14 protein-coding genes are annotated in these 19534 nt (G+C 68.7%); 8 read left to right on the top strand and 6 right to left on the bottom strand.

The features are described 5' to 3' along the window. Positions 1-69 precede the first annotated feature (69 nt). Both MKCMC460_RS13430 and MKCMC460_RS13435 read left to right on the top strand, forming a co-directional pair. The gene (locus MKCMC460_RS13430) at positions 70-1086 is read left to right on the top strand and encodes an SDR family NAD(P)-dependent oxidoreductase (RefSeq protein ID WP_238305855.1); all 1017 of its coding nucleotides are present in this window, start codon (positions 70-72) and stop codon (positions 1084-1086) included. A 4-nt stretch (positions 1087-1090) separates the two neighbouring features. Beyond that, the gene (locus MKCMC460_RS13435; RefSeq protein ID WP_236975509.1) at positions 1091-1894 is read left to right on the top strand and encodes an SDR family oxidoreductase; all 804 of its coding nucleotides are present in this window, start codon (positions 1091-1093) and stop codon (positions 1892-1894) included. 54 nt (positions 1895-1948) lie between these two features. Here the strand turns inward: MKCMC460_RS13435 and MKCMC460_RS13440 are convergent, their stop codons facing one another. The 5 genes from MKCMC460_RS13440 to MKCMC460_RS13460 are packed head-to-tail and all read right to left on the bottom strand — an operon-like array spanning position 1949 to position 9874. Continuing rightward, the gene (locus tag MKCMC460_RS13440) at positions 1949-3697 is read right to left on the bottom strand and encodes a hypothetical protein (protein ID WP_238305857.1); all 1749 of its coding nucleotides are present in this window, start codon (positions 3695-3697) and stop codon (positions 1949-1951) included. Continuing rightward, complete coding sequence (locus MKCMC460_RS13445) at positions 3694-4431, bottom strand: hypothetical protein (RefSeq protein ID WP_236975499.1); 738 nt, start codon at positions 4429-4431, stop codon at positions 3694-3696. Before MKCMC460_RS13445 ends, MKCMC460_RS13440 begins: the two co-directional genes overlap by 4 nt. Positions 4432-4488: 57 nt before the next feature. Further along, positions 4489-6168, bottom strand: a complete 1680-nt coding sequence (locus MKCMC460_RS13450) for a hypothetical protein (protein ID WP_236975497.1) — start codon at positions 6166-6168, stop codon at positions 4489-4491. Further along, entirely contained in the window at positions 6168-8030 is a 1863-nt protein-coding gene (locus tag MKCMC460_RS31545; protein ID WP_289624887.1) for a serine/threonine-protein kinase, read from the bottom strand. Before MKCMC460_RS31545 ends, MKCMC460_RS13450 begins: the two co-directional genes overlap by 1 nt. Then, complete coding sequence (locus MKCMC460_RS13460) at positions 8027-9874, bottom strand: serine/threonine-protein kinase (protein WP_238305859.1); 1848 nt, start codon at positions 9872-9874, stop codon at positions 8027-8029. Before MKCMC460_RS13460 ends, MKCMC460_RS31545 begins: the two co-directional genes overlap by 4 nt. Positions 9875-9932: 58 nt before the next feature. Here MKCMC460_RS13460 and MKCMC460_RS13465 point away from each other — a divergent pair, with 58 nt between their 5' ends. Together MKCMC460_RS13465 and dnaE are read left to right on the top strand one after the other, a co-directional pair. After that, positions 9933-10364 carry an SRPBCC family protein gene (locus tag MKCMC460_RS13465; RefSeq protein ID WP_236975493.1) on the top strand — a complete coding sequence of 144 codons (432 nt, stop codon included), beginning with the start codon at positions 9933-9935 and terminating at the stop codon, positions 10362-10364. 223 nt (positions 10365-10587) lie between these two features. After that, positions 10588-14127: a DNA polymerase III subunit alpha gene (gene dnaE / locus MKCMC460_RS13470; RefSeq protein ID WP_236975491.1), complete on the top strand. Its 3540-nt coding sequence runs from the start codon at positions 10588-10590 to the stop codon at positions 14125-14127. Positions 14128-14536: 409 nt separating this feature from the next. On the opposite strand, the gene MKCMC460_RS13475 is transcribed toward dnaE, so the two are convergent. Then, entirely contained in the window at positions 14537-15370 is an 834-nt protein-coding gene (locus tag MKCMC460_RS13475) for a class I SAM-dependent methyltransferase (protein WP_236975489.1), read from the bottom strand. Between the two features lie 157 nt (positions 15371-15527). On the opposite strand from MKCMC460_RS13475, the gene MKCMC460_RS13480 reads away from it, so the two are divergent. The 4 genes from MKCMC460_RS13480 to ilvA all read left to right on the top strand — a co-directional run bounded on the left by MKCMC460_RS13480 (position 15528) and on the right by ilvA (position 19524). Then, a complete protein-coding gene (locus MKCMC460_RS13480; protein WP_236975487.1) occupies positions 15528-17402 on the top strand; it encodes a lysophospholipid acyltransferase in 1875 nt (624 codons plus the stop codon). A 27-nt stretch (positions 17403-17429) separates the two neighbouring features. Continuing rightward, positions 17430-17867, top strand: coding sequence for a nitroreductase family deazaflavin-dependent oxidoreductase (locus tag MKCMC460_RS13485; protein ID WP_236975485.1), 438 nt, complete (start codon positions 17430-17432; stop codon positions 17865-17867). Positions 17868-17944: 77 nt separating this feature from the next. Continuing rightward, complete coding sequence (locus tag MKCMC460_RS13490) at positions 17945-18205, top strand: hypothetical protein (RefSeq protein ID WP_236975483.1); 261 nt, start codon at positions 17945-17947, stop codon at positions 18203-18205. Positions 18206-18240: 35 nt separating this feature from the next. Next, positions 18241-19524 carry a threonine ammonia-lyase gene (gene ilvA, locus MKCMC460_RS13495; protein WP_238305861.1) on the top strand — a complete coding sequence of 428 codons (1284 nt, stop codon included), beginning with the start codon at positions 18241-18243 and terminating at the stop codon, positions 19522-19524. Positions 19525-19534: the final 10 nt, after the last annotated feature.

Raw genomic sequence — 19534 nt, forward strand, 5'->3', positions numbered from 1 at the left:
CGCCGTGGCGATGTCCTAGGTTAACTTTATGACCTACGTCACAACGTCTGCCCTCAGGAGCCACTGTCAATGAACCTCGGTGACCTCACCAACCTGGTTGAAAAACCGTTGGCGGCCGTGTCTAACATCCTCAACACGCCGAACTCGGCCGGGCGCTACCGGCCGTTCTACATTCGGAACCTGCTCGACGCGGTACAGGGTCGCAAGCTCAGCGACGCAGTGGACGGCCGGACCGTCCTGATCACCGGCGGTTCATCGGGCATCGGCGAGGCAGTCGCGCACAAGATCGCCGAGGCGGGCGGCACCGTGGTGCTGGTTGCCCGCACGCTGGAAAACCTGGAGAAGGTCGCCGACGACATCCGCGCCAATGGCGGCATCGCGCACGTGTACTCGTGCGACCTCTCGGACATGGACGCCATCGCCGCCATGGCCGACCAGGTACTCGAGGACCTGGGCGGCGTCGACATCCTGATCAACAACGCGGGCCGCTCGATCCGGCGGTCGCTGGCGCTGTCCTACGACCGCATTCACGACTACCAGCGGACCATGCAGCTCAACTATCTGGGCGCGGTGCAGCTGATCCTGAAGTTCATCCCCGGCATGCGCGAGCGCGGGTACGGGCACATCGTCAACGTCTCCTCGGTAGGGGTGCAGACCCGCGCGCCGCGGTTCGGCGCCTACATCGCCAGCAAGGCCGCGTTGGACAGCCTGTGCGACGCGCTGCAGGCCGAGACGGTGAGCGACAACGTCCGGTTCACCACCGTGCACATGGCGCTGGTGCGCACGCCGATGATCAGCCCGACCACCATGTACGACAACTTCCCGACCCTGACTCCGGACCAGGCCGCCGGTGTCCTCACCGACGCGTTGATCCACCGGCCACGCCGGGCCAGTTCGCCGTTCGGGCAGTTCGCCGCGGTCGCCGACGCCCTCAACCCGGCCGTCATGGACCGGGTGCGGAACCGGGCGTTCACCATGTTCGACGACTCCTCCGCCGCCAAGGGCGACGAAAAGTCAACGGAAGCAAAAGATTTCGACCGAAGAAGCGAGACCTTCCTGCAGGCGACCCGAGGGATACATTGGTGACGACATGAGTCTTCCGAAACCGAGCAAGACCGCAACCGTCGTCATCACCGGCGCTTCGTCGGGCATCGGAACCGAGTTGGCCAACGGCCTGGCCCGGCGTGGCTTCCCGCTGATGCTGGTAGCCCGGCGCCGCGAGCGCCTCGACGAGCTGGCCGCCAAGCTGCGCGCCGAACATCAGGTCGACGTCGAGGTGTTCCCACTTGACTTGGCGGACAAAGATTCTCGCGCCAAGCTGGCCGAGCGATTACGCAACGAGCCGATCGCGGGCTTGTGCAACAGCGCCGGGTTCGGCACCAGCGGGCGGTTCTACGAGCTGCCGGAGGAGCGCGAAAGCGAGGAGGTCACCCTCAACGCGCTGGCACTGATGGAGCTGACCCGCGCGGTGCTGCCCGGCATGGTCGAGCGGGGCGCGGGCGCGGTGCTCAACATCGCCTCCATCGCGGGTTTCCAGCCGCTGCCCTTCATGGCGGTGTACTCGGCGAGCAAAGCATTCGTGCTGACCTTCTCCGAGGCGGTGCAAGAGGAACTGCACGGCACCGGGGTGTCGGTGACCGCGCTGTGCCCGGGGCCGGTGCCCACCGAGTGGGCCGAGATCGCCAGCGCGGAACGATTCAGCATTCCGATCGCGCAGGTTTCGCCGCACGAGGTCGCCGAGCAGGCGATCGGGGGCATGCTGTCCGGCAAGCGCGGGGTGGTGCCCGGCCTGGTACCCAAGATCGTCAGCCAGGGCGGTCGGCTGCTACCGCGCAGCGTACTGCTGCCGGGAATCCGGATCGGCAACAAGCTGCGCGGCGGGCCCAGCCACTAATTTCCCCGGCCACCGGCCACCGGCCACCGGCGGCCGGTGACAAGGGGCGGGGCGTTAAGCGCGACGCCAGGGATGGTCGTCGAGCATCGCGGCCACCGCCGCGATGGCTTCGGCGTTGGTCTCCGAGTCGTAACGCCGCAACTGCTCGAGCACCGCTGAAACCCGTTGCAGCAGAGCGCCATACGTGGCAGCCGCCGCGGCTGCGTAGTCGTTGGCGGCGTCGACCTGCCACTGCTCGGAGTAGTGGGACGGCAGGTTGTGCAACAACTCGGCCAGATTGCGCGCTTCCTCGGCCGCCGTGTCCACCAGGTTGCGCACCGTCTCGAGGTCGACCGGCCGCCGGGCCGGACCGCCGTCACTTGCGCCGGCCTCCAAGATGCGATCGAGTTCGCGCACGGTGGACACCGCCAGTTCGATGGGCCCGGTGTGCGCCGACAAACCCAGCGGGGGGATGGGCAGCGTCAGCAGGTGCGGCGATGCGTCGGCGGATAGCGCCGACAGACTCGACTGGGCTTCCAGCGCCGCTTGAGCGGCTTCGGCCGCTTCGGCCCGCGCGGCCGCAACCTCCGCCTGCGCCGCCTCGTGCGCCGCAGCCACCTGGGCTTCAGCCTGTTCGCGAGCCTGTTCGCGCGCGTTGGCCACTTCCGAGGCCAACTCGGCGGCCGCAGCGGCACGGAGCTGCTCGATCTCGGCGCGCAGCCGCTCGATCTCGCCGCGGGCTGAAACGACGGCAGCCGCCGCTTCCTCGGCTTGGCTGCGGGCGTGCTTCACCTCGGCTTCGGCGGCTTTGCGAACGGCGGTCAGCTGGTTATCGGCCTGCTCGCGCGCCGCGGCGAGCTCGGCGGCCGAAGCGGCACGCAGCTGCTCGATCTCGGCCCGGACCCGGGTCACCTCGGCCTCGGCCGCACGATGCGCGGACGTGATCTGGGCGGTGGCCTGCCCGCGTGCCGAGGCCACCTCGGCGGCGGCGTCGGCACGGATGCGTTCGAGTTCGGCGCGCACCTGCTCCAGCGCCCGCTGCGCGGTCTCCTTGGCGGCCGCCCGCTCGGCGATGCGTTGTTCGGCACGGGCTTCGGCGGCGCTGACCCTTTCCTTGGCCGCGGCGAGCTCGGCTTGCGTGTCGGCGCGAACCTTCTCCAGTTCGGCGCGCACCTGTTCGAAAGCCTCACGCGCGGTTGCTCGTTCGGTCGCGCGCTCACCCATGCGCTGTTCGGCGCGGGCTTCGGCGGCGTTGAGTTGCTCTTTGGCCGCGGCGAGTTCGGCCTTCGCGTCGGCGCGGACCTTCACCAGTTCGGCGCGCAGCTGCTCCAGCGCCCGCTGGGCGGCCGCGCGCTCGGCCGCGCGCTCGGTTTCCCGCTGCTCGGCGGCCTTGGCCGCCGCCTCCCGCTCGGCCGCCCAGTCGGCCTCCTTCTGAGCCGACTCGGCCTGCACCTCGCGCACCCGCTCCCGCGCCGCCGAGGCCGCCCGCGCGGACTGCTCCGCCTCGGCCCGAGCCATCGCGGCGGCAGCTTCGGCGTCCTTGCGGTGCTGTTGCGCCTCACGGGTCTGCTGCTCGGCCAAGACCCGCATATGGTCCGCCTCGACCAGGCGCATCGCCGGCGACAGCCGCTTGCGGGCCGGCCCGTAGCGGTTGCGGTGCTCGACGAGATCGCGTTCGCTCATCGCCGCCAGCGCCACCAGCTCAGCCGGGGGACGCTGCCCGAGCCGCTGGGCGGCCGCGACCGAATCGGCCGCGGCGCTCTTGACCAGCGCCGCCCACGTCGCGGGGTCCTGGTCGTCGATGTGTTGCCGTGTGGTGCTCACCGGCGACGACGCCGTCCTTCGGCGGCGGGCTCTGCGGCGACGGTCTCGGTCGGCTGCTCGTCAGCGGACGCGGGTTGGGTGGCGGCAGTGGGCTGCTCGTGCCGTGGTTCCCGGGTTTGTGGAGCGTCCCGACCGGGCGGAGATTCCCGGGTGGGCTGAGCGTCCCGACCCGGCTGAGATTCCCGATTCGGCGGAGATTGCCTGCCTGCCGGCGCCTCTCGGGGGGCTTCTTTGCGCTGCGCCGACGCGAATTGCGACAGCGGACCCGCCTGCTGGGCCAGCACCAACGAGAACTGGTTGAGGTAGACCGACACCGACTTGGCTAGCGTTTCGTCCCCCAGTTGCTCGGCGTCGCGCAGCAGTCCGCGCAGCAGCTCCAAAGCCAGCTCCGGACCCAGACCCAGCGTGGCGTGCTCGTTGGCCGCCGGCTCCAGCCCCGCCGTCTCCACCACCCAGACCAGCCGCTGCCAGCACCGGTCGATCGCCGCGGCGCGTTGCTCGTCTTCGCGGCGCTCCTGGCGGTGGCGTTCCTGCAGCTCGATCTGCAGCTCGTCGCGCTTTGCCGTCCGGCGCGCCACGACATAGGCGACCAGCGCCAGGATGACCGCGGCAATCACGGCGGCCACACCGCCGAAGCCCGCGGACGTCAGGAATTCACGCGCCGTCGGCAACGTCGGCATGCTCTGCGGGGAGGGCCCTTCCGCCCCGAGAGCGGATAGCACATGCAAGCTCATGGATCGGACGCTACCAAACCGCCGAGCTGGAAAACCTCGCCAAACTGGGCGTGAACCCTAACCGTCAGGTGCGAACTTGAGCACCCGTCCCGGGGTCACGAACCGGCCCGACCGGTCAGTCAGGGCCGAGGTGAGAACGTAGAGCGTGTCCCCGGCACCGACTGCCAAACCGTCGGTGTTGGCGCCCAGCGGCACCTTGACCGGGGCGCCGCCGCCGGCGGGCAACTGAAAGAATCCTCTGGCGAATCCGTCGCCGATGAAGACATCCCCGCGACTGTCCCGCACAATCCGGTTCGGGTCGATGAGCCCCGGGATTTTGAGCGGTTCGGCTTCCGTCGCACCCGGCGCGAGTTTGAGAACGTAGCCCCTGCCGGCGTCTTTAACAGTGGTGGAGACATAGACGCTGCCGGCGGAGTCGACACCGATTCCGTGCGGTACGTACAGATTCTTGAACGGCAGATCGGTCGGCCCGTTCTCGCCCAACGGCAGCTTCTTCACCCCGTAGTCGCTGCCCGACGATTTGCGCGCCAGGCCGCCGACCGCATAGGTGTTGGTTGCCTGGTCAGTTGTGACGGCCGTGATCAACGTGAAGCCCCGGAACGGCAACCGGATCGGGTTTGATTTGCCCGGCTCCAACAGATAGACGTGTGCGCCGCTGCTGTAGTACAGAGCGCCGGACGAGTCGGTGGTCAGGTCGGACGCCATCTGCAGATCCATGTCCGCAATGTCGAGCACCGTGGCATCGGTTGCGCCCGGAGCGAGCTTGTACAGCTTCAGCGGTGCCGAGTCGAACGGACCGGCGTCGGCGAACGGCATCGGGCCGGCCAGTGCGTAGACGTTGCCGGCCAGATCCACCGCCAAGCCTTTGGTCGTTTGGAGGGGTGGGAACGGCAGCTGGACCGGGTTCGTGGTGTACCTGCGGGGGGCCGGAACGGTGGTCGTAGCGGTAGGGCCGGACCCGGAGTGACCGACCAGTCGCGGGATGGCGATGGCGCCCGCGACGACCACGACCACGATCGCGACGGCAGCCAGGACGGGAGCGAGCCGCCGCCGACGTCGTACCCGCGCCGGCGGCGCCGTCCAGGGCTGCGGCGGATAAGGCCCGGGCGCGGACACGCCCGCCGGCGGCGGGCCCGGTGCACGGGGTCCGGCTGCTTCCGCCCGCGGGGGCAGCTGGAATGTTCGGGTCGCCGCCTCGGACGGGGCGCTGGGCGCGGCCACCTGGATGGTGGATCTGCCGCTCGGTGTTTCGAGCAGCGCGCGTTGAGCGGCGGCGGCCAACTCGGTGGCGCTGCGAAAGCATTCAGCGGGGTCGGCGGCCAACCCTCGGGCCACCACGTCGTCCAGCGCGGCGGGCAGGTCGGCGCACCGTTCGCTGGGGCGTGGCACCGTTGCGCCGGGCGGCACCGGACTCGGCGGATGCCCGGTGAGGCATTCGTAAAGCACGGCGGCCAGCGCGCGGATGTCGGCCCGGTAGGTGGCCGCGGTGTTGACGACGAGCGCGCGAGTGTGATCGGTCGAGGGCGTGGGGCCGCCGGCGTCGGCCAGATAGACCGACCCGTCGCCGGCAAGCAGGATGGTGGCCGTGGAGACGTTGCGGTGCACGCCGTGTCGGGCGTGCGCGTCGTCGACGGCCGCCGCCACGGCGCGCACCACGTCGACGGCGCGCCTGGGATCCAGCCGGCCGTGCTGCGCCAGTACGGTTTTCAGGTCGCTGGTCTGCCCGCCCGCCGTCATCAACCGGCTCCGAGCCTGAGCAGCCGGTTGTATTCGGTCAGATAGACGAAGTTCGCCTTGTCGATCGCGATGCCGCCGAACGACTGGGTCTCCGGAGCGGCCACCAGGCTTGGTGACGTGGCGCCGGCCGGAAGCTTGAGCAGGCGTCCCATGTTGGCGGCGTTGTCGATGACAAAGACGGTCCCCTGGCTGTCCACCGCGATGCCCTGTCCACGGCCGATCTGCCCGAACGGCAGTTGGGCCGGGCTGGTCGCATCGGGGGCGAGTTTGAGTACCCTGCCCAGCTGCTGGGCGTAGACATTCCCGGAGTTGTCCACCGCGACGCCCTCGAACGGCCCCGGGCCGAACGGAAGCACGACGGGAGCCGTCGCCCCGGCCGCGAGCTTGTAGACCTGGTCTACCGAGGTCACATAGAGGTTTCCGGCGCTGTCCACGGTCACCCCCGTCGGAATCATGCGCCCGAACGGCAGCTCCGTGGCGGTGGTGGCGCCCCGGTCCAATTTCACGACTCTGCCGTTGCCCGCGCTCAACAGATCAGAAACGTACACTGCGCCGGCCGCATCCACGCCTACGTATTGCGGCCTGGTGAGTCCGCGGAGGGGCAGCTCCACCGGTGCGGCGGCGTTGGGGGCGAGTTGGTAGATGCGGGCGGCGCTGCTGTCGGCAAAATACACCGCCCCGTCTCCACCGATGGCCACGCCGACCAGTTCGCCCATGCCGATCACCGGCAGCCGAACAGCGTTCAACGCCGGCGCGGTGCTGCTCGGCGGGGCGGGGGCGGTGCTGGTCTGCGCCGCCGGTGCGGTGCTGCGCTCGGAGGCCCGGTCACCCATCAGCACCACCGAGGTGACCACGGCTGCGGCGACGACGGTGAGCGCGGCAAGGACGAGCAGGGTGCGGCGACGGGACTTCGCGGGGCGCGGCTGTGGCCGCTCGATCGGTTGCTCCACCGTCGGCGCCGCAGCGGTTTGGGCGGCCCAGTCGGAGTTGGGCGGGGCAGTCTGCAGGGCACGCTGGGCGGCGGCGCCCAGTTCGCCCGCGCTGTGGTAGCGGGCCGACGGCTCCTTGGCCATCCCGCGGGCGATGACGTCATCGAACCCGGATGGAATGCCCGGCCGCATCTGGCTGGGCCGCGGCGGCGGGGTGTTCAGGTGTGCCGCGATGATGGCCGGGATCTCGGTGCGGCCCGCGTAGGGCGCCGAGCCGGTCAGGCATTCGTAGAGCACGCACGCCAGTGCGTAGATGTCGGCGCCGGGCGTGACCTGGCCGGAGACGAGCCGTTCGGGGGCGAGGTAGGCGAAGGAACCGATGGTGGTGCCTTCGCTGGTGAGCTTGTTGTCGGTGGCGGCGTTGGCCAGGCCGAAATCGACCAGGCAGGCGAAGTCGTTGCGGCCCAGCAGAATATTGCCCGGTTTGACGTCGCGGTGGATCACCGTCTCGGCGTGCGCAGCGTCCAGCGCCGAGGCGATCTGCCGGATGATGTGGACCGCCCGCGCGGGGGGCATGGCGCCGCCGCGGTCCAGCACGGTTTGCAGATCGGTGCCGTCGATGAGCCGCATGTCGATGTAGAGCTGACCGTCGATCTCACCGCAGCCGTGGATGGGCACCACGTGCGGATCGTGCAGCCGCCCTGCGGTGTGGGCCTCCCGGAACAGCCGTTCCCGGAACGCCGGGTTGCGTGAGTAGGTGGGGGAGAGCAGCTTCAAGGCGACCGTGCGGTGCATCACCGTGTCTTCGGCGGCGTAGACCTCACCGAAGCCGCCGCTGCCCAGCAGCCGGTGCAACACGTACGGTCCGAATCGCGAACCCGCACGTGACCAGGCCGGACTCGGGGTGCCGGCGTCCCCGGCCGGACCCGTCACGGGGTGGTCCCCAGTTGCAGAACCTTGCCGTTGGCGCAGTCGTCGCTGCGGTGGCAGTCCACGACGTACAGGTCACCGTTCTTGTCGACCGCGACGCCGAAGGGGTAGTTCAGCGCGGCGACGTTGACCGGCGTGGCCAGTGCGGTCCCGGCGGCCAGCTTGAGCACCTTGCGGCCCTCCATGTCGGTGACGTACACGTTCCCCCTGCTGTCGACCGCGACACCGTACGGCGCCTGCAGCCCGGGGAAGGGCAGCTCCACCGGGGTGTCCGAGCCCGGCGGCAGCTTCAGCACCCGACGGTCGCCGCTGTCGGTGAAGTAGAGGTTGCCGTCGCCGTCCACCGCGATTCCCACCGGGGCGTTGAGCGGTGTGGTCGGCATCAGCGCCGTGGGACTGCTCGCCCCGGCGGGCAGCTTGAGCACTTGCCGCGAACCCGGGTCGGTGACGTAGACGCTGCCGTCCTTGGCTACCGCCACCCCGACCGGGCCGCTGAGGTGCCCGAACGGCACCCGCGTCGGACCGCGCGCGCCGGGTTGCAGTTTCCACACCGCGGGTCCGTTCAAGTCCGCGATGTAGACGTTGCCCGCCGCATCCACCGCGACCCCCTCGGCATAGATTTCCCCGAACGTCAGCTCGGCGGGCGCGCTTCGACCGGGCGCCAGCTTGAGCACGCGGCCCTCGGGGGCGTGCTTGCCCAGTTCGGTGGCGTATACGTTGCCGGCGCCGTCGACGGCGACCCCCCGGGCCCGCGGCATCGCGGGAAACTGCAGGGTGGTCGGCACCGTCGACGAGGGGCGGGGCGTGGCGGCCGCGGAGTTGCTGGGAGCGGACCGGTGCACGACTGCGAACACCGCGGCTGCGACGGCGGCGGCGACGAAAGCGGCCGCGGCCAGGGCGATCACGGTGCGGCGGCGTGGTTTTCGGCCGGCGGGCCGGGCGGGACCCGGGAGTTGCCCGGCCGGGGTGCTCCACGGCTGGGTCGTCGGAGCCGGTGGGGGGGTCGACGGCGTCTGCCCCAGCGCGAGCCGGGCGGCGGAGGCCAGCTCTCCGGCGCTGGGGTACCGCGCGGCGGGATCCTTGGCCATGCCGCGGGCGATGACGTCGTCCAGCTCGGGCGGCAGGCCGGCCCGCCGCTCGCTGGCGCGGGGGATCGGAGCGCTCAGCTGCGCATTCATCAGCGCCGGCAGATCCTGGTAGTCGGCGTACGGCGTCGTGCCGGTGACCAACTCATACAGGACGCAGGCCAGCGCGTAGACGTCGCAGCGGTGGTCGACCGCGGAGCCGTTGAGCCGTTCGGGGGCAACGTAATCGAAGGTGCCGACCGCCTTGCCGGGCCGGGTCAGGCGGGCGTCGCCGGCGGCGTTGGCCAGACCGAAGTCGACCAGGCTGGCGAAGTCGTTGCCGGAGAGCAGGATGTTGGCCGGTTTGACGTCGCGGTGGATCACCGATTCGGCGTGTGCCGCATCGAGCGCGCCGGCCACCTGTTCGACGATGGCGACCGCGCGCGCCGGGTCCAGCGGGCCTTCTCGTTGCAAGAGGGTGTCGAGATCCACGCCGCGCACCAGTCGCATATCGAGGTAGACCTGGCCGTCGATCTCCCCACAACTGTGGATCGGCAGCACGTGCGGCTCGCGCAGCCGCCCGGCGGTGCGGGCCTCGCGGAACAGCCGTTCGCGGAACACCGGGTTCTGCGAATAGGTGCTGCTCAACAGTTTCAGCGCCACCACGCGGTGCATCGCGGTGTCCTCGGCTTCGTACACCTCGCCGTATCCGCCGCTGCCGAGCAGCCGGATCAGCCGGTAGGGGCCGAATTGCGTGCCCGCCCGATCCTGGTCCACTACCACCCCTCCACTTTGCCGCAGAGCGTATCGGGGTTCACATCGGCGCGGTTAGGGTGATCCGATGGCCTCCGTTGAGTTGAGTTCCGACGTCCCGATGAGCCCCCAGGACATGTGGTTGCACGTGTCGGACCTGTCCAAGCTGAACGAGTGGCTCATCATGCACGAGGGGTGGCGCAGCGACGTGCCCGAGGAGATCGGGGAGGGCACCCAGGTCGTCGGCGTGGCGAAATCCAAGGGTCTGCGCAACAGGGTGACCTGGACGGTGACCAAGTGGGATCCGCCGCACGAGGTCGCGATGTCCGGAGACGGCAAGGGCGGAGCGAAGTACGGCGTGCGCGTCACGGTCACCCCGCGCGACGAGGGGTCGACCATGGGACTGCGTCTGGATCTGGGCGGGCGTGCGCTGTTCGGCCCGGTCGGCTCCGCGGCGGCGCGCGCCGTCAGAGGCGACGTGGAGAAGTCGCTGCGCAACTTCGTCGAGAAGTACGCGTAGACGCGGCTTGCCGCCGCTGCGGCGGTGTTGACTCTGCGCACCGGGCGCGTGCCACTCGATCTTTTGCGCCGTGGACGCAGAGTCAACCGCCGATGCGTATCGGCCACCGAGGTGCTCCATCCGACGCTGTTGTGGCCACTGTTTCTGGTGTGAACAAAGGGTCGGGACACGCTCTGCGACACGCCCGGAGCGTGTCGGCGGACCGTCCTAGACTTGCGTCCCTATGAGCGAGTCATCCTTCGTGCACCTGCACAACCACACCGAGTACTCCATGCTCGACGGTGCCGCGAAGATCAGCCCCATGCTGGCCGAGGCGCAGCGGCTGGAAATGCCCGCGATCGGCATGACCGACCACGGAAACATGTTCGGCGCCAGCGAGTTCTACAACTCGGCCACCAAAGTCGGGATCAAGCCGATCATCGGCGTCGAGGCCTACATCGCGCCCGGTTCGCGCTTCGACACCCGCCGCATCACCTGGGGTGACCCCAGCCAGAAATCCGACGACGTGTCCGGCAGCGGCTCCTACACGCACATGACGATGATGGCCGAGAACGCCACCGGTCTGCGCAACCTGTTCAAGTTGTCGTCGCTGGCCTCCTTCGAAGGTCAGCTGGGCAAGTGGTCGCGCATGGACGCCGAACTGATCGCCGAACACGCCGAAGGCATCATCGCCACCACCGGATGCCCGTCCGGTGAAGTGCAGACCCGGCTGCGGCTGGGCCATGAGCGCGAAGCGCTCGAGTCGGCCGCCAAGTGGCGCGAGATCTTCGGCGCCCAGAACTTCTTCCTCGAGCTGATGGACCACGGCCTGTCCATCGAGCAGCGGGTCCGGGAGGGCCTGCTCGACATCGGGCGCAAGCTCGGCATCCCGCCGCTGGCCACCAACGACTGTCACTACGTCACCCGCGACGCCTCGCACAACCACGAAGCGCTGCTGTGTGTGCAGACCGGCAAGACGCTCTCGGACCCCAACCGGTTCAAGTTCGACGGCGACGGCTACTACCTCAAGTCCGCCGCCGAGATGCGCCAACTCTGGGACGACGAGGTGCCCGGCGCCTGCGACTCGACCCTGCTGATCGCCGAGCGGGTGCAGTCCTACGCCGACGTGTGGACGCCACGCGACCGGATGCCGATCTTCCCGGTGCCCGAGGGCCACGACCAGGCGTCGTGGCTGCGCCACGAGGTGATGGCCGGCCTGGCGCGCCGCTTCCCCGACGGCGTCGCCCAGGAGTACCTCGACCGGGCCGACTACGAGATCAAAGTCATCTGCGACAAGGGTTTTCCGGCCTACTTCCTGATCGTCGCCGACCTGATCAACTACGCGAAGTCCGTCGACATCCGGGTCGGGCCGGGCCGCGGTTCGGCGGCCGGTTCGCTGGTGGCCTACGCGATGGGCATCACCAACATCGACCCCATCCCGCACGGTCTGCTGTTCGAGCGGTTCCTCAACCCGGAGCGTCCGTCGGCTCCCGATATCGACATCGACTTCGACGACCGTCGGCGCGGCGAGATGGTGCGCTACGCCGCCGACAAGTGGGGATCGGACCGGGTGGCCCAGGTCATCACCTTCGGCACCATCAAAACCAAAGCGGCGCTGAAGGATTCGGCGCGAATTCACTACGGGCAGCCCGGTTTTGCGATCGCCGACCGGATCACCAAGGCACTGCCGCCGCCGATCATGGCCAAGGACATCCCGTTGTCGGGCATCACCGACCCGAGCCACGAACGCTACAAGGAAGCCGCCGAGGTGCGCGGCCTGATCGAGACCGACCCCGACGTGCGCACCATCTACCAGACCGCGCGTGGCCTAGAGGGGTTGATCCGCAACGCCGGCGTGCACGCGTGTGCGGTGATCATGAGCAGCGAGCCGCTGACCGAGGCGATCCCGCTGTGGAAACGGCCGCAGGACGGCGCCATCATCACCGGCTGGGACTACCCGTCGTGTGAGGCCATCGGCCTGCTGAAAATGGACTTCCTCGGTCTGCGGAACCTGACGATCATCGGCGACGCCATCGAGAACATCAGGGCCAATCGGGGGATCGACCTCGACCTGGAATCGCTGCCGCTGGACGACAAGCCCACCTACGAGCTGCTGGGCCGCGGCGACACCCTGGGCGTGTTCCAGCTCGACGGTGGACCGATGCGCGACCTGCTGCGCCGCATGCAACCCACCGAGTTCAACGACATCGTCGCCGTGCTGGCACTCTACCGGCCGGGCCCGATGGGGATGAATGCGCACAACGACTACGCCGACCGCAAGAACGGCCGTCAGGCGATCAAGCCCATCCATCCCGAACTCGAGGAGCCGCTGCGCGAAATCCTCTCCGAGACTTACGGTTTGATCGTCTACCAAGAGCAGATCATGTTCATCGCGCAGAAAGTCGCCTCCTACACCATGGGTAAGGCCGACGCGCTGCGCAAGGCGATGGGTAAGAAGAAGCTCGAGGTGCTCGAGGCGGAGTACAAGGGTTTCTACGAAGGCATGACCAACAACGGTTTCTCCGAGAAAGCGGTGAAAGCGTTGTGGGACACCATCCTTCCGTTCGCCGGGTATGCGTTCAACAAGTCGCACGCCGCGGGCTACGGGCTGGTGTCCTACTGGACGGCCTACCTGAAGGCCAACTATCCCGGCGAGTACATGGCGGGCCTGCTGACTTCCGTGGGCGACGACAAGGACAAGGCCGCCGTCTACCTCGCGGACTGCCGTCGGCTGGGCATCACGGTGTTGCCGCCCGACGTCAACGAGTCGGTGCAGAACTTCGCCTCGGTGGGCAACGACATCCGGTTCGGCCTCGGCGCGGTGCGCAACGTCGGCGCCAACGTGGTTTCCTCGCTGATCGGCACCCGCAACGACAAGGGCAAGTTCACCGACTTCTCGGACTATCTGAACAAGATCGACATCTCGGCCTGCAACAAGAAGGTCACCGAGTCGCTGATCAAAGCCGGGGCGTTCGACTCGCTCGGGCACGCCCGCAAGGGGCTGTTTCTGGTGCACACCGATGCCGTGGATTCGGTGCTGGGCACCAAGAAGGCCGAGGCGATGGGGCAGTTCGACCTGTTCGGCGGCTCGGACGGGGAAGGCGGCGGCGACTCCGTCTTCACCATCAAGGTTCCCGAGGACGAGTGGGAGGATAAGCACAAGCTCGCGCTGGAGCGAGAGATGCTGGGCCTGTACGTATCCGGCCACCCGCTCAACGGGGTGGCCCACCTGCTGGCCACCCAGGTCGACACCGCCATCCCGGCGATCCTGGACGGGGACGTGCCCAACGACGCGCAGGTACGCGTCGGCGGCATTCTGGCGTCGGTGAACCGCCGGGTCAATAAGAATGGAATGCCTTGGGCGTCAGCGCAATTGGAGGACCTGACCGGCGGTATCGAGGTGATGTTCTTCCCGCACACCTACTCCACCTTCGGCGGTGACATCGCCGACGACGCGGTGGTGCTGGTCAGCGCCAAGGTGGCGATCCGCGACGACCGCATCAGCCTGATCGCCAACGAGCTTGTGGTGCCGGACTTTTCCAACGCACAGCCGAATCGGCCGCTGGCGGTGAGCCTGCCGACACGGCAGTGCACCGTGGACAAGGTCAGCGCCCTCAAGCAGGTGCTGGCGCGGCACCCCGGCACCTCGCAGGTGCATCTGCGGCTGATCAGCGGAGAGAAGATCACCACGCTGGAGCTGGATCAGTCTTTGCGGGTGACGCCGTCGCCGGCCCTGATGGGGGACCTCAAGGAGCTGCTCGGTCCGGGGTGCCTGGGCAGCTAGGGTCGGCGCGCCTCGCCTTCACCCGTCGTGCGGGCTACGCGCGCGGGCACTGCCCGCGCCCTCGCGCCGAGCGTGCGGTTTCGCGCCCTCGCGTCCCCGTTCGCAAGCCACTTTCTGCAGACATTCCAGGCCGGCCGGCCGCAGCGCGCGCAGCGCGCCGGCCACTTCCCGCCGAGTGTGCATCCTGCGACGAAATTCGCCGCTCGGCCCCGAGCCGTTGCGCTGGCGTGACGGTCGGCCCCGAGCGCTGCGCTGGCGTGACGTGCGGTGCGGCGTCGGTAACTCGCACGGTGACGTCGGCCCCGAGCCGTTGCGCTGGCGTGACGGTCGGCCCCGAGCGCTGCGCTGGCGTGACGCTCGGCCCCGAGCGCGGGCGCGGGACGCCGAGCCGTCACGCCGCCGCGAACCGTCAGAACCGGTAGCGCAGTATCCGCGCCTTCCGTGCGCTGGCCGGAAACTTGCCGGATGCCTTGGTGGCCAACCGAATCCAGCGCGGGAACAGCTCCACCTCGGGCTCGTGGGTGAGGCTGGCCTCCTCCACCAACGTCAACCGCGGATTCCACGATTCGGGCACGCGGGCGTCCTTGAAACCCGCATAGCCCCATTGGGCACCGACGCTCTTGAACATCTGCTGCGGCAACACTTTCACGGCGAGCCGGCTGACCCAGCCGATCCGGCCGTAGTCGTTGAACGCCAACTCGCCGCAGGCGAAGTGCTCGGTGATGCGGCGGAAGACGCTCACCAGCACCGACTCGGACAGGAACGCGAAAAGGCCGTCGGCGATCACCATGGTCGGCCGGCCACTCGGAATGCTCAATGGCCAGTCGGGATCGGCGACCGATGCGGCGATCGAATGCCACCGTTCGCCCGTCGGCAACACCGCTTCGCGCAAGGCGATCACATTCGGCAGGTCGACGCTGTACCAGTCCACCGTCGCGGGCGGCAGTACCCGCGAAGGGCCGGAATCGATCCCGGCGCCAAGGTCCACCACGACGGCGTCCGGATGCTCGGCGGTGAACGCACGCACCCTGTCGTCCAGCATCTTGGCCCGCAGCGCCGACTGGCATACCACACTCGTGCTGACCCCCAGTCCGGCGAAGTCGTAGTCGATTTCGCCGACCACCCGATCGGCCAGGCTGTCGCCGAGAATCGGTCGAACCCACCGGCTGTCCAGTGCGCGGGCGTATTCGGTGAGCAGTGCCGTCTGTTCCAGCGGCGAAAGGCCGCTAACATTTTGCCCCATCGTCGCCAACCTACGCCGGTGTACTGTTCCGCGGCCTGTCGCCGCAGACGTAGGCTCACGAAATGACTCGGCGTCCGGCTCCCATGGGTGAGGCTTTCCAGCGCACTGGCGCACTTTCAGGGGCCCGACGCCACGCCGGCCTGAACAGGAGACAACGATGACTGCAGGCGAAGCCGGTCGAGCCGGAGTGCGAAAACTGTTGCAGCGCACGGGGATTGTCGAAGAATCCACCACGCCGCTGGCGACCGATTCGGAGGCGGTCACCCGGCTGCTCAAAGCGCAATGGTTCACCCAGCGCCTCGATGCCCTGGCCGACGAACTGGGCCGCGATCCCGAGAGCGTGCGGGTGGAGGCGGCCGGTTACCTGCGTGAGGTGGCGGCCTCGCTGGACGATCGCGCCGTCCACGCCTGGCGCCGGTTCAGCCGCTGGCTGATGCGGGCCTACGACGTGCTGGTCGACGAGGACCAGATCGCCGGCCTGCGCAAACTGGATCGCAAGGCCACGCTGGCGTTCGCGTTCTCGCACCGCTCGTATCTGGACGGCATGCTGCTGCCCGAGGAGATCGCCGCCAACCGGCTCTCGGCGGCGTTCACCTTCGGCGGGGCGAACCTGAACTTCTTCCCGATGGGCCCCTTCGCCAAGCGCACCGGGACGATCTTCATCCGCCGCCAGACCAAGGACATCCCGATCTACCGGTTCGTGCTGCGCGCCTACACCGCCCAACTCGTCCAGGACCACACCAACCTGACCTGGTCGATCGAGGGCGGTCGCACCCGCACCGGCAAGCTGCGTCCCCCGGTGTTCGGCATCCTGCGCTATCTCACCGACGCCGTCGACGAAATCGACGGTCCCGAAGTGTATTTGGTGCCGACCTCCATTGTGTACGACCAGCTGCACGAGGTGGAGGCGATGACCACCGAGGCCTACGGCGCCACCAAGCGCCCGGAGGACCTGCGGTTTCTGGTCCGGCTGTCCCGCCAGCAGGGCGAGCGGCTGGGCCGCGCCTATCTGGACTTCGGCGAGCCATTGCCACTGCGCAAGCGGCTCGAGGAACTGCGGGCCGACCCGTCGGGCACCGAGACCGTCGTGGAACGCATCGCGCTGGACGTCGAACACCGGATCAACCGCGCCACCCCCGTCACGCCCACCGCCGTGGTGAGCCTGGCGCTGCTCGGTGCCGACCGGTCGCTGTCCATCAGCGAGGTGCTGGCCACGGTGCGGCCGCTGGCCAGCTACATCGCCGCCCGCGACTGGGCGGTGGCCGGGGCAGCGGACCTGACGAACAAGTCGCTGATCCGCTGGACCCTGCACCAGATGGTGGCCTCCGGCGTAGTGAGCGTGTACGACGCCGGCACCGAGGCGGTGTGGGGGATTGGCGCCGACCAGCATCTGGTGGCGGCGTTCTACCGCAACACCGCGATCCACATCCTGGTCGACCGCGCCATCGCCGAGCTGGCGCTGTTGGCGGCCTCAGAGGATGCGGCTGACGGCCTGGTGGCACCTTCGGCGGTACGAGACGAGGCACTGCGGTTGCGGGAGTTGCTGAAGTTCGAATTCCTGTTCTCCGGGCGTGCGCAATTCGAGCGGGAGCTCGCCGACGAGGTGCGGTTGATCGGGCCGGTGGACACCAGCAAGGAGGTGAGCGCGGCCGAGGTGGGTCGGTTGCTGGAGTCTGCTGATCTGCTGCTGGCGCATCTGGTGCTGCGGCCGTTCCTGGACGCCTACCACATCGTCGCCGACCGGCTGGCCGCGCTCGAGGACGAGCCGCTGGAGGAGGACAGGTTCCTGACCGAGTGCCTCGAGGTGGGCAAGCAGTGGGAGCTGCAACGGCGCATCGCCAACGCCGAATCCCGGTCGATGGAGTTGTTCAAGACCGCGCTGCGGCTGGCCCGGCACCGCGAACTCATCGATGGTGCCGATCAAGCCGACCTGGCCAAGCGCCGGCAGGAGTTCGCCGACGAGATCGCCACCGCGGCCCGACGCGTCAACGTGATCGCCGAGATCGCCAGGCGCCAGACCTTCGGGGTGTAACACCGGCGCGCGCATAAAGTGGTCGGCATGCCATTAAAAGGGGAGTACGAGCCCAGCCCGTGGGAATTCGCCAGAGAACAAGCCGAGAAATACATCGAGTCCGGCGGCGCGCAGGCCGCCGACATGAAGGGCATGCCGATCATCGTGTTGACCACCGTCGGCGCGAAATCGGGCAAGCTCCGCAAGACCCCGCTGATGCGGGTCGAACACGACGGCGAGTACGCGGTGGTCGCCTCGCTCGGCGGTGCCCCGAAAAACCCGGTCTGGTACTACAACATCAAGAAGAATCCCCGGGTCGAGTTGCAGGACGGCTCGGTCACCCGCGACTACGACGCCCGCGAGGTGTTCGGCGACGAAAAGGCCACCTGGTGGGAGCGTGCCGTGCAGGCGTTTCCGGACTACGCCGACTACCAGGAGAAGACGGACCGCCAGATCCCGGTGTTCGTACTCACACCGGTAAATTGACTTTCGGGCAAATTCGGCGGTCAAGTCCGGCGGCGACTGGGTAGGGTCTGCGGCAAGGTAGCCCCAAGGAGGTCCCGATGAAGAAAATGCTGGGTGCACTGTTGACCGTCGGAGCCCTTGCTCTGGCGCCGCTGGCAGCCACGCCGGCCGCTCGCGCCGACATCTGTGCCGGCGCCGACGGCCGCCACGTCGCCGTCGGTGGCTGTACCAACATCGCCGGCGACGTCGCCGCAGGCGCCGCGATCGCCGCGTCGGACCACCCGTACGTCCTGGGCGAGCAACCCTGCTACACCGTCGAAGGTGTTCCGTACTTCACTCCTCCTGGCGATCCCTGCTGAGCGACTGAGCCCACCACGCGTGGCACCATTGACCGGTGTCCGCCGAACTGAGCACCAGCCCGTCGCTGCCGCCGCTGTCCGCGGCCGACATCGAGGCGGCGGCGAAGCGGATAGCGCCGGTGGTGACGCCCACGCCGCTGCAGCACAGCGACCGGTTGTCGGAGATCACCGGCGCCGAGGTCTTCCTCAAACGCGAAGACCTGCAGATCGTGCGGTCCTACAAGCTGCGCGGCGCCTACAACCTGCTGGTACAGCTGTCCGACGAGGAGCTGGCCGCCGGCGTGGTGTGTTCCTCGGCCGGTAATCACGCGCAGGGCTTCGCCTACGCCTGCCGGTCGCTCGGCGTGCACGGCCGCGTGTATGTGCCGGCCAAGACGCCGAAGCAGAAGCGGGACCGGATCCGCTATCACGGCGGGGAATTCATCGAGCTGATCGTCGGCGGGTCCACCTACGACCGGGCCGCCGAGGCTGCGCGCGACGACGTGGCGCGCACCGGCGCGACGCTGGTGCCGCCCTACGACGACCTGCGCACCATGGCCGGTCAGGGCACCATCGCCCTGGAGATCCTGGATGCGCTGGACGTCGAGCCCGATCTGGTCGTGGTCCCGGTCGGCGGGGGCGGTTGCATCGCCGGCATCACCACCTATCTGGCCGAACGGACCACCGGCACTTCGGTTCTGGGGATCGAGCCGGCCGGGGCCGCCGCGATGATGGCCGCGCTGGCGGCGGGTGAGCCGGTGACGCTGGATCACGTCGACCAGTTCGTCGACGGCGCCGCGGTGGCCCGCGCGGGCACGCTGCCGTACGCCGCACTGGCCGCCGCCGGCGACATGGTGTCGATTACGACGGTCGACGAGGGTGCGGTGTGCACCGCGATGCTCGACCTGTATCAGAACGAAGGCATCATCGCCGAGCCGGCCGGCGCGCTGTCGGTGGCCGGGCTGCTGGAAGCGCAGGTCGAGCCCGGGTCCACGGTGGTGTGCCTGATCTCGGGCGGCAACAACGATGTCTCCCGCTACGGCGAGGTGCAGGAGCGGTCACTGGTGCACCTGGGCCTCAAGCATTACTTCCTGGTGGATTTCCCGCAGGAACCCGGTGCGCTGCGGCGGTTCCTCGCCGAGGTGCTCGGCCCCAACGACGACATCACGCTGTTCGAGTACGTCAAGCGCAACAACCGCGAGACCGGCGAGGCGCTGGTCGGCATTCAGCTTGGTTCGGCGGCGGACCTCGACGGGCTGCTGAACCGGATGCGGACCACCGACATGCACGTCGAAACGCTGCTGCCGGGTTCGCCGGCCTACCGGTATCTGCTGCTGTAGCCGATTGGCT

This window comes from Mycobacterium sp. 20KCMC460 (genome assembly GCF_022179425.1).
GTDB classification, from domain to species: Bacteria; Actinomycetota; Actinomycetes; order Mycobacteriales; family Mycobacteriaceae; genus Mycobacterium; species Mycobacterium kiyosense.